We start from the raw sequence: 11,478 nt of genomic DNA on the forward strand, positions 1-11,478 counted from the left end.
CAGAGTGTAGCTGAAGGGTTCGCTGACCCGCTCCTCGCCCACCAGCCGATGCGGCAGCAGCGACGCCCCGGCGATGTCCAACGTCAGCAGCCGCTGCGACGGGGACAGGTCAATATCGAAGGTGTCGAGTAAACTGTCAGGCATCGTCTCTTCCATATTGGTCTCTCCGCCGTCACACCACCTGCAGCTTGTATCATCACGGCATAGATGGCTAAATTAACGCCCGTTGATGAGCCTGCTTAGCCAGGCTCGACCTTTCACACTTGTCAGGAAGCCCAGATCGATGAAAGGCATCGTTGTACTCGGTGACGCCACGAGCCATGGCGGTAAAGTCATTACCGCGCAGAGCAGTTACCTGATCGACGGAAAACCCGTCGCCTGCGTCGGTGACAAAGTCACCTGCCCCAAGGACGGTCATGGCAGCACCACGGTGATCGTCGAAGGCCACCCGACCATGAAGATCAATGGCAAGCCGATCGCCCTGCATGGGCACAAGACGGCCTGTGGCGCGTCCCTAATCTCCTCGCACAACGGCGACAGCGGTCACGAATGATCCTCTACGCGCCGCGCGACTTCAGCTGCATAGCTTCTCAAGGCCCAGGCCTGGGTATGACTCTCTGCGTGGAGAGCCAACACCACTGCATGCCCCTCGGGCTCGATCGCAGCCGCCGCAAGCACGAATAGCAATACTTGAGTGGCTTCCCCACTCCAGCCAACCAGAGCGTCGACGCCTAGGGCGTCGTCGATCGTATCAATACCGGGCCAGCGCTCGATGACCGCCCCACCAAGTTCCACCCCACGTCCTGGCATCCCAATGGCGTCGACCACGAGGCGTGAAGGGGCCGGTGACGAAGCGTCGTCCTGGGTCGCCGGCCAGAGGTCGCCGAGTAGCTGAACCAGCGCCAAGCGCTTGTCATAATCGCGACGCCCGGCACGCGGTGCGTGCTCTCGCCGAATACCCGCGTCGAGCCGCCAACCGCTATCGAATTCGAAAGCTTCCGCCGTCAGCCGCTGCACCAGCAGCACCGCGACGGCTTCACCAGGGTAGAGCCCGCCCCCCCGAGAAGATCGCACCAGTATGTCGCGATACTGCATCGACGCTATGTCACCTTCGTTGACCAGTGAATCCACACCGATCCAGAGCACGTAGGGCATACCCCCCTGCTCGCCAACCGCCAACGCCGCATGCGGATCCTCCTGCTCGGCAAGACGGATTTCTCCCAGGTACGCGCCATACTGCGTATCAGCAACCGCACCCCACAGGCGATCCTGAATGAGAGAAGCAGCCTCCGGCGATCGAACCGGTGCACTGAGCAGAATGTCGAATGTACTCTCTTTCGGGACCGCCTCAAGCATCATCAGCGCTTCGGCCATCACCGTCTGCACCAGTTGATTCAGCCTGAGCGCCTTGGCATCGAGCCGACCTAGTTGCGGCTCGTTCACCGAGGTCGTAGCGCTGACTGGGTGCATCAGAAGACGACAGCCATCCGAGCCGTAAAGCGTAGACGAGAGTTCCGGCGTCGGTGGCTCAGGAATATCCCCACTCCTGATGAAGCCACCCGCTGTCAACGCCAGGCCGTCAATAATCCGAAGCCTGCCGCTTACGTAATCGCATCGCGCCACGCTCGGCTCTTCCAGGGGGTCGCTGACCGAGTGACGCTGATGAAGACGATCGAAGATCGAAGCACGTTTCATGGTCAATAGTCATCGTCCCTAGACTGAGTACCCAAGGTATCGCGGATATTGTCGATCACTCCGTGATCCTTGATCACATCCTTAAGCCACTCTTCCAGTGGCATACGGCCCCATTTCACCGCGCGCTCGATCAGGTAAGGCACTGGGCTGTGGGGCTCACGATCCTTGAAGTAACGGGCAACCCCATTAAGCATCTCGAAGGCTTCTTCACGGCTATTTGGCACCGTTCGCAATGTACCAGGCGCTTGAGTCGGCAGCTCGACACTGGGCTCTACACGTTCCGAAGTCGCATCCTTCACCTCCTTCGGAGCGTTCGCTTCGTCTTTCGAGGAAACGCTGACCCCACGCTCGCGAAGCAACCTTTCAGTGAGGTCGCGACACTGGACAAGCACTTTCTCAAGTCCGGAAAAGTTCGGCGCATCACGTCCGAAACGCTGCTCACTGCTATGCTCCAACTGCCCCAACGCCGTCAGCGCGGTCACAATATCCGCATGACGCTTTTGAAAGAAGTCAGTGCCGGTCAACACCACTGAGCGCTGAAAGATTTCGTCATTGATCTTGCCATCGCTCAGTGCACGTTCCATCGCTTCGGGATCGTTGCGAGCCTGATTTTCGACCTGACGCGACTCATCGTAATCAGCCAGTGAGTATCCTTCTTCTGCCATCAAAGGCAGCGTCCGCACCACACCGATCAAAGTATCCCCTAGCCAACTCAAGCGCGCCGCGCGCTCATCGAGATCGTCTTCATCAAGCTCGGGATAGAGTGTTTCCCAGAATTCATCGAGCAAACGCGCCGCCATCGTCAAGCCAAAGTCGATCCCCTGAAACCCCTCACGGTGAGATAGCCCTTCACATAGCCACCCCACCAGTTGCAGATCCTTGCTCTGCGTCACCAATGCATCACTGGCCAGGCTGACGACCTGCCCCCAGTCGGATTGTTTCAGTTCGGTCTGCCACTCCCCTTGGGGCAAATAAGTTGGGTCGGCACGACGTGCCTCTTTGATTTCATCGAAGAGGAGCGAGAACGAGAGGTCCTCGCCTCCAGCATGGCTGCTGCCATCAATGGGCATCAGCAATGCATCGACAGAGAGTTCACCGAGTTTCTCCATGACGTACTTCGCCCTCTTTGCGTACCGCTAGGGACTTCAATAATCTCGATCCAGCGGGTGCTATGAATACCTTTTAGCGATGACTCACGCAGTGGGACAAAGCTCTGTGCCTCGTCCAGCTGGGTCACTCAACGCCACCATATACCCGTGATACTTCGCTTGCATGAAGATCGCCATATTCAAAAAGACAGGCCCACCCCCGGTGCCGGAGGTGGGCATATCGCTCAATTACTCACAGGGCATGGGCACCGCAACTTAGGAATAAACCTTGTTGCGTGTACGATCCCAGCCACCGGCAACATTACCGCCGCCCTGACCGTCGGAACGCTTCTGCTGGGTGTAAGTGATCTTGATCCGCGCATAGTTGAACTTGACTGTCTCGAAAGGCAGATCATGGCGATCTTCGTTTTCACTCTGCTCAAAGCCAGTGGCAGAGGAAGTTCCTTCCATCTCGGTGGAAGAGACGATCACTTCTTCCAGTTTGATCTCCATGTAGCGGATTTTATCGCCACCAGCACGGTTGACATGCAGCACGACTTCCTTGATGTGCTGACCTTTACAGCAAGATTCGAAAAGTTTGGCAGAAGCCTTGTCAACGAATTTTTGGACGCGGAATTCACTAAGATTCACACGCTCTGCGGAAGCACCACCGGAAGAGCTTGCCGTAGCAGACGTTGCCTGACTGGCACCAAAATCGAAGCTCTTTAGCTCGATCCAGTCCGGGTGCTTGTCATCCAGGCTCTCACCAGGAATGCCATCGATTTTCAAGTACGCATCAAAAGCCATTATCTCATTGCTCCTTTTCACTCACACACTGAAGCCACTACCACGTTCAATATTCAAGAGCTTCCACTTGATAAAACGTGACCCGTGACCCATTTTTAGTTGTCACCATGGCGACAACTCCCAACCAAGCGACCTCCGAAAGGCCCCACCTTCACACGGGGAGATGCAAATCGACATTTCTCGATCGGGCTCTCCCCTATACCTCCATAAGAAACACGAGCCATATGCTTATCGACAGAATCGCATCATGGCGCACGTGCTCCTCATGGCCGCCATCCATTACCTCATGGGCAACGTAAATTATATTCTATTGTATTAATTTTTAAAGTAATAATAAAAAAACCAACACTCTCTTTCATTTCGTTACATTCGCGACCGCAATCCAGTGGTACGCATCACTCCTGCTTACGAACTTCGATCTCCACCCGACGATTAGGCGCCAAGCACTCGACTAACTGCGCGCGCGATTGATTGCGATCGCAGGTGACCAGCGGACGTTCACTGCCTGCCCCTTTGGCATCGATCAAGCCGGCCGGCAAACCTTTGCCCACCAAGTACTGACGAACCGTCATCGCACGTTGCAGGGATAGTTTCTGGTTGGCCGCTTCATTACCGATCGGGTCGGCGTGACCAGTAATAAGGATCTGTCCAAGGTCTTGAGTATTAAGCAGACGCTCGGCAAGATCATCCAATTCTTTTTGGCCTGCCTCTTGCAAACCTGCATAGTCGCCGCGTCCGAAAGCGAATAACGTGTCGGATTCCAGCACGATGGTTTCAGAGCTGGTCAATGTCTGCTCAATCAAGCTATCGATATAATTGCGACTACTCGATATCAGGAACGCGTTTGAGGAAATACGCGGCACATCGGCTTCGGAGATTTGCCGGCTATAGAAATCTATCTGGCGGCCAGCATAACGATAATCGAACTGATCATCATCAATCTCAACTCCAGTGCGCTGCTGAATCGCGGGATACCAGAATGCAGGAAGCCGCGAGCGCAGTACATCGGCGTCGATTTTCTGGCGATCCATATCAGACATCATCAGATAGGCATCCAGAGTGGCACGGCCAAATTTAACCAAGGATTCGGCGCTATTATCCTTAGGTCTAGCATAGGGCGCGACTGTCTTGGGGCCCTCTACCGGATGCAATTCATCGGTATTGCGCCGATAAACATCAAAGGTGGTTAACGTGAAAAGCGAACGCGTAAGATTCCGGTCGATAGGATCGAGCATAACGGTTTTGAGTCGGTCGAAGTAGCGCTCGCGAATGACCGGTTCTATCTCATCGCCTTGATAGAGCCCCAACCCAAGCATCCAGGGTACACCACTGTCGTGGTGACGCTGATAATAGTGATATCCCCACTCCCGTAACGCATCGAGACTAGCCCAACGAGCGTACTCGCTTGAGCGGTCATCATCGTTGCGCACGGCGTCGGTGAATGTACCGGACATTGCCTTGATTTCACCGTAGTTATGCATCGCCGAGATGATCCATAGCGCGCAAACGAGCGCCCCGGTAAAACCGGCAGTCAGAATCCAACGTAGCTTACGACGTCGCCCGCGCACATCGCTCGAATACAGAGCCGCTAAGTGCTGGTCGGCAACGATCACTCGACGAAACAGATTGGTGATAAAAAACGAACGATTGGCACGTTCCCCGTTCAGGGATTCTGGCTTGGCGAGAGCGAAGTGACGGCCGACCCTGGCGGCGTGCTCACCCTCGATAGCATCTCCCTCCTGCAGCGCACTAACGAAGTAGAACCCACGCAGCAGCAAGGCACTCTGGTAAGGGTTTGCATTAGTCAGCACTTCAACGAAACGTGCTAGAGGCTCGCGTAATGCGGCTAATTCCAATGGAAAGCGGAAAGCGGCAATATCGCGCTCCGTATCGACGGTATCCCGCCGAACGATTTCGGCATCGCCAATTTGTTGCCAGTGCTTACAAAGTTGGGCTAGCGCACCGTCGAACTGGTATCCCCAGTTTACATCGGCTGGCTGCTGATGGGGAAAGGTGTGCCCAAGAACCTCACTCTGATACTTCGGGTCAAGACGCTCGAAAAATGTAGTAAACCCTTCGATCAGGTCACACTTGGTAAAAACCAGGTAGATAGGGAGCCGGGCTTCAAGTTGGTCCCGCGCTTCTTGAATGCGTTCACGCAAACGTCGAGCGAGGTGATTACGCTGACTTTCGTTGGCCTGTATAACATCACTAATATTAACGGCTACAATCAAACCATTCAGTGGACAGCGACGCCGATGTTCCTTAAGCAACGACAAAAAGCCTTTCCACTTACCCGCTTCTTCTTCGCTATTCATATAGCGGCCTGCGGTATCTAGCAGAATAGCGTCGGAACTAAAGAACCAATCACAGTGACGTGTCCCCCCCATACCGGCGACACGAGCATTTTCACGTTCAGCAAACGGAAAATTGAGGCCGGATTGATAGACCATGGTACTTTTGCCTGCAGCAGGCTGCCCCACGATCATGTACCAGGGCAAGGAATATAGTGCATCCTGGCCACGCTTACCCTTTCCGCTCCGTTTCAATCGCTCGACTGATTTCAGCATGCGTTCGCGTAACAAACTGATCTCTTCGCGATCTTGCGGGTCGGCCTCCAATACCGCTCTGTCGGCATCTTCCATCAGTAAATGTTCGAGATTGCGCTGTTGACCTACGCCGCGGTAGAGCAGGACCACGTATATCGCCGAGGCCAGCAGAAACAAGACGATGCCTGTCATCAAGCTGGCAAGCGACGAGTACCCAAACACAACGCCCAGCCACCAAACGAGAAAAATGGCGCTAAAGAATATCAATCCTAGAATATAGGGCTGATACTTGAAGAAAAAATATTTTATATAAGAAAAATTAAAACGTTTCATAATGCCTGCTCAGGATTGCCTGTTTGCGATGCGTCTTGACTTGGAAAACAGGCCATAAAGTCGGCCAAACTTAGCCAGGTATTTGGCAATGACAAAATTCCTGGATGAGGCTCGTCGTCATCGAATGGTGCCATCACATCGATACAAATCCGTCGATCACTCGGTGTCGATAGCACCTCGAAAAACTGCTCCGCACTTTCCCATGCCGGCATAAGTAATAAGCGTGGCCTCATAAAATCATCGATCAATAAGCTCATGGCTGGCGCCCCTCCGGGGCTGGCACTACCCAGCCATTGTTGCCAGAGATCCGCGACAGGTCGCTTCAAACCACTTTCTGCAGGAAGCGGTAACAACACTGCCAACGAGCTGCCGGCTTTCCAACAAGCACGGGCATAATACAAACGATGCAAGCACGCGCTACCGATAAATTCCGGCCACCCCCACTGTAGCGATTTTACAACGTCTTCGAAGCTATAGTCTTGTAAAAAGCGTTCGTGTACTTGTTTATACAAGGCAACATCATTTTCGTTCCAGCTACGTAATTCCTGGATGGCAGCCACAGGGTCGATAGGAGCTTTTCCATGAACAGAATTCGTCAAAATTTCCCGTGCAGGTCCAGCAAAGATCTCACCAAGTGTATGCAAGCATGGCAGAATCGATGTGCGTCCTCCAGATTTGAGTAGCTGAAAAATAAAGAAAGGATAGCGTCTCCCCGATGCATCCATGGAGCTGATCATCGCCCCCATCACGTCACTACCATCACGAGCGTGATAATTGAAAAAACATACCGGCAACGCATCAAACCGTTGTTTCCAGTCTTCATGATCAAGAAACTGCAACAGAGCTTTCTGCAACCATTGGTCAAGCTCCTGAACCACAGAACCAGCGGCATTGAGTCCCACAAAATCTGACTTTGTGGGAATTTTTCCAAAGCACCCGATCATGCCGGATCCCTTTTCATTGCTTATTTGAACGCATTATTGATGGCTCACTTTCGGAATCTTTAGCGCCTTTATCTGTCGCAGGTCAGATATTTTGACGCCTCCAAAGTTGCGCACATCAAAACTTATCGTCCCCATATAGGTACGCCAGCTGAAGCGTTGTCGCGCACCATCAATTTGCATCACATGAGCACTCTCGATCATATGTAGAAAGCCCCATCGGCTTGGGTAGTCGAACACTGTATGCCGACGACCATCCTTATTGATGATATCCAGGCGTGCGCCAAATGACTCCCCCTTGCCGGGCCAAGTTAAACGCTCCCAAGACTGGGTATTATTGCGATAATGGATCCGCTGTCCATCGATGGTCAAAATGATATCAGTCAACCCAGCTGTCGGATTTACCTGTATTTCAAAGCCATTACGCAGATCAGACAAGCTATCGATAACGCGTCCTAGCTCAGTGGCATCGTCGATGCTAGAAAGCATTCTGGGATCCACCATGTCTGAACGCTCGCCACTGCTCGAACCGGCCAAATCACCAATTTCCTCCTCTCGGAACTTCGACAAAACCCCCTGATCTGGATCGATAAAATGTTCCATATCTCGGACTGAAGCCTCATTAACCGAGTCGGCGACGGGATAACGTCCAGCAATCATCTGATCCCATGGCGTTGCAATCTTATCGTCCCAAGCAGTGTTGAGCTGGTCCCGCGCAGGCTCATTGAGTGCTTTCCAGGTACTTTCTATTGGTTTTTGAAACAGCGGTTTAAGTGCTTCAACTAGAGGCGTGCGTGATGTATCGACTCGCGAAGCGACGAAGTTACGAAGCGCATTGACCTCCGTAGGCTTACCAGAAAGTGTTTCCATTATCAGCAACTTACTGCTACGCCCTGTGTCCTGTGCGCTTTGGACATTATCGACGCGAACTTTGAGTTGACGCAGATCTAGAAGATATTGATTGAGTACGGAATCATCGCTACCCGTCGCTTTGTCAGCGGAAAGCATACGGCTAACTGGTCGGAAATGGCGTGCAAGCGTTCCATCCTTTATTTTCGGTAGTGATGCCATATCGACCGTCTTAGCAGCACCGCCATCGCTATTGAACACACTCATGACACGCCCCCAAAAACCTTGCTCGGATGATGTATCATCAGCATTACCAACATCATCCTGGTCCTCAGGATCATCCCATCCGGTGTTGTCTTTGACCGACACCAATACCTGTCGTAGTGGCGATCCACGAAGATCACTGAGCTCGGAAAGCCGCTCGCTAGCTTGATCCAGGGTGTCGAAATCAGCCACATGCGTATTCGCGAGAAAGCGCTCCCATGCAATGGCGTAGTCGCGCTTGTACCGCGTCATTAATTGGCTGACAAAGCGCGCTTTCGTTTGTACAGCATCGTCGACATTCTCATCGTCCAACACCCAATCAGACTCTCGCTGCAAGTCACCGGAGACCGTTTTGATGATCGCCGGCCGCAGGTATTCTTCCCATGCTTGACGCGTAAAGAAGGCTGGTACTGCACGGCTCGAATAGAAAAGCCGCCCTGGCATATCCGGCACCATCCGGGATAGTGTCAGTGGGTCGTATTGCTCTTCGACTGCGAGCTGATAGCGCAGGTACTCGCGATCAACCAGGCTACTATCGATCAAGAAGGCATTCAGGCGGTCACGGCTTTCGGCAACCAAACTAGCGTCGCGCTCCAACGCTGGCGCCACGCCCGCCTCCAAGTAGTGCACATAGAGTTCAGCGTTGTCTTCTATGCTACTCCCGTCCGCATCGCGATCACGCCATTCAGCCAGGTTCGACCACAACTTCGGCAATGCCGAGGCGACAAATTCACCTTGATCTCGGTGCTCGGCGGGATCGGTCAAAATGAGATAGAGCTTGAGCGCGGAATAACTCTCGATCAGTTGCTCGACATCTCGCTGACTCAACTGCGTCAACAATTCTTCGGAGAGTGACGGGCCTTGCTCACCGGAAAGCATCAGCGCCGATTCATCATCCGCCCCCGTGCCACCAGCAGACGCGCTCATTTCATTGGTACGATCGCGCAGGCCTTGCTCCAGGTCGGTTTCTGCATTACTCCGCGCGGAGTACCAAGCATCCCGTGCACTGTCCGTCGTGCGCGAACGCAACTCGCTACGGGCCCGACTCCCCAGTTCCGAAGGACTGCTGGGCACGCCACCGAGTGTCGGTTTCGAGGTCGAACGCGACTGCATCCGGTCCACGGCCTCCTGTCCGATCGCCTGGCCTTGAGCATTAGCATCATCCAGACTGCTAGCAGCGTGATCCGTCGAAGCGCCACTACTGACACGCCTGCTTGACGTTCCTTGCTCATCGCCTACCGCTGTGCCGAGACTTTCATTGTCCACGCTACGATCGTCGAATACCGCCAGCAGACGAAGCTGACGTTCAAGGCGTTTCTGCAGTGGCTCGAGTACGTCACGGCGCATCAATTCGGACCACGCACGCTTAAGCGGCTCGCGAAGACGCTCCCCTTGATACAGGCCCAAGTCGAGTTTTAGCGGCACGCCGCCGTCGCGGTAGCGTTCGATGGTCGCCAATTTGTGTTCGAGCTCATCGCGTAGCGTCTGCCGTTCACTGGCATCGAGGTACCCCGTGCTATTTCCTGCTGTCAGTGCATCGACTCGGTCCTGAAGTTGATCCACCCACTGCTTGTTGTTGTATGCCGTCCACCCTTGAGCGGCAACTGCAGCCATTCCAATCAAGCCCACGGTGCCTATCATGAAAGTCGGTAGAGAGCGGCGATCACCTCGTTGGGAGTAATAAAGACTAAGGTTGCGATCAGGAAAGACGATCTCGCGGAAAGTGTCGGTGATGAAATAGCTCTTTTCTCCTTCAGGACCAGTCGACTCGCTCGCAGGTTCAGGCTCGAGTGCGAAAGCCTCTCGTGTCTGCTCGTCGAGCAACGCCGGCAACGTCGGCCCCGTCTGCAATGCACTGGTGAAATAGACACCGCGCAAGATCGGGGCTTGACCAGTGTTGTGCTGACTATCGAATTGCTCAAGAAAATCGCTTAACACTCCGCGCAATTCGGCAAAATAATCTGGGAAACGCAGCAACTCGCTGTCGGCAGCCGTACCCACTTCTACCACCCGACGATCGACGCGGTGGCGCAACGTGTCCACCAGCCCAGGGAAACGCTCGTGGAAGGCATTCGAAACGCCTTGATCACGCAATTCATCCAAGGAGAATGTCAGCCCCCAAGGGCGCTGGCGCTCGCGAGCATCCAGGGCCTCGAAGGTCCTCGTGAAGCCAGGCAGCAGGTCTACTTTACTGAAGAACAGATAGATGGGCGGATTGACCCCCAGACAAGCGCGGTATTCCGCTACGCGAGAGACTAATTTCTCCGCCAGCGCATGCGCATCCTCGCGTGACTGCTCAAGGAGTTCTGGCAGGCTGACCACCAGCACCAGACCGTTGATGGCAGGCTTGCGGCGCTGCTTGCGTAGCGTCTTGAGGAAATCGGAGAACTCGCTAGCCGGTCGGTCCTCGACCAGATAGCGTCCGGCGGTATCGACCATCACCGCCTCGCGACTGAAGTACCAGTCGCAGTGCTGCGTGCCGCTGACCGATGAGAGATTGCTGCCGCCCGCCATGGTCGCAGAAAGCGAGGAGCGGGTCAGCAGTGACGTCTTGCCGGAAGCGGCCATGCCGATGACCAGATACCACGGCAGTTCATATAGAGAGGCTTTGCCACCGTCGACGGAGCGCGCGGCGCGCTGCATCGCCATGGCGTGCTTGAGACGCTCGCTCAACACCTGGTAGTCACCGGACTCGCTTTCGGCAGCCTCGCGATGCACCTCGAGTTCTACCAAGTTTTCGATGTTTCGCTCGGCACGAATTCGATGGTATTGACGCAGCACGACCACCAGCAACCAAGTTGCCGTGACCAGCGCCATAGCAATGAAGATCAGCTCGCGTTCGCTCGTCAGCAGCGGTAATAGCAGTACGCAGAGCGCCAGCCCGACCAACCAGAGAACGATGGAGAGTGGCCAGAACCCCTTGAGCGAGCGCAAAAATCGTAGAAAACGCAT

The 11,478-nt window shown here is 54.3% G+C and carries 7 protein-coding genes; 1 reads left to right on the forward strand and 6 read right to left on the reverse strand.

Going from position 1 to position 11,478, the window contains the following annotated elements:
• Positions 1-283 precede the first annotated feature (283 nt).
• A complete protein-coding gene (locus tag L1073_RS16445) occupies positions 284-553 on the forward strand; it encodes a PAAR domain-containing protein (RefSeq protein WP_246901138.1) in 270 nt (89 codons plus the stop codon).
• On the opposite strand, the gene L1073_RS16450 is transcribed toward L1073_RS16445, so the two are convergent.
• The 6 genes from L1073_RS16450 to L1073_RS16475 all read right to left on the reverse strand — a co-directional run bounded on the left by L1073_RS16450 (position 544) and on the right by L1073_RS16475 (position 11,478).
• Positions 544-1,695, reverse strand: a complete 1,152-nt coding sequence (locus tag L1073_RS16450; RefSeq protein WP_246901140.1) for a hypothetical protein — start codon at positions 1,693-1,695, stop codon at positions 544-546. The genes L1073_RS16445 and L1073_RS16450 overlap by 10 nt on opposite strands.
• A 2-nt stretch (positions 1,696-1,697) precedes the next feature.
• On the reverse strand, positions 1,698-2,804 hold the full coding sequence (gene tssA / locus L1073_RS16455) for a type VI secretion system protein TssA (protein ID WP_246901147.1): 1,107 nt from the start codon (positions 2,802-2,804) through the stop codon (positions 1,698-1,700).
• A gap of 255 nt (positions 2,805-3,059) precedes the next feature.
• On the reverse strand, positions 3,060-3,590 hold the full coding sequence (locus tag L1073_RS16460) for an Hcp family type VI secretion system effector (RefSeq protein WP_246901149.1): 531 nt from the start codon (positions 3,588-3,590) through the stop codon (positions 3,060-3,062).
• Between the two features lie 395 nt (positions 3,591-3,985).
• Positions 3,986-6,472 (reverse strand): type VI secretion system membrane subunit TssM, encoded by a 2,487-nt coding sequence (gene tssM, locus L1073_RS16465; RefSeq protein WP_246901152.1) that lies wholly within the window; start codon positions 6,470-6,472, stop codon positions 3,986-3,988.
• Positions 6,469-7,416, reverse strand: a complete 948-nt coding sequence (tagF, locus tag L1073_RS16470) for a type VI secretion system-associated protein TagF (RefSeq protein WP_246901154.1) — start codon at positions 7,414-7,416, stop codon at positions 6,469-6,471. The genes tssM and tagF overlap by 4 nt, the downstream gene beginning before the upstream one ends.
• Positions 7,417-7,449: 33 nt before the next feature.
• Positions 7,450-11,478: a type VI secretion protein IcmF/TssM N-terminal domain-containing protein gene (locus tag L1073_RS16475; RefSeq protein ID WP_246901156.1), complete on the reverse strand. Its 4,029-nt coding sequence runs from the start codon at positions 11,476-11,478 to the stop codon at positions 7,450-7,452.

Source organism: Chromohalobacter nigrandesensis (assembly GCF_023061285.1).
Classification (GTDB): Bacteria; Pseudomonadota; Gammaproteobacteria; order Pseudomonadales; family Halomonadaceae; genus Chromohalobacter; species Chromohalobacter nigrandesensis.

Coding starts and splice junctions, on each gene's coding strand:
- L1073_RS16445 (WP_246901138.1), top strand. CDS start 284: ATGAAAGGCATCGTTGTACTCGGTGACGCCACGAGCCATGGCGGTAAA.
- L1073_RS16450 (WP_246901140.1), bottom strand. CDS start 1,695: ATGAAACGTGCTTCGATCTTCGATCGTCTTCATCAGCGTCACTCGGTC.
- tssA (WP_246901147.1), bottom strand. CDS start 2,804: ATGGAGAAACTCGGTGAACTCTCTGTCGATGCATTGCTGATGCCCATT.
- L1073_RS16460 (WP_246901149.1), bottom strand. CDS start 3,590: ATGGCTTTTGATGCGTACTTGAAAATCGATGGCATTCCTGGTGAGAGC.
- tssM (WP_246901152.1), bottom strand. CDS start 6,472: ATGAAACGTTTTAATTTTTCTTATATAAAATATTTTTTCTTCAAGTAT.
- tagF (WP_246901154.1), bottom strand. CDS start 7,416: ATGATCGGGTGCTTTGGAAAAATTCCCACAAAGTCAGATTTTGTGGGA.
- L1073_RS16475 (WP_246901156.1), bottom strand. CDS start 11,478: ATGCGTTTTCTACGATTTTTGCGCTCGCTCAAGGGGTTCTGGCCACTC.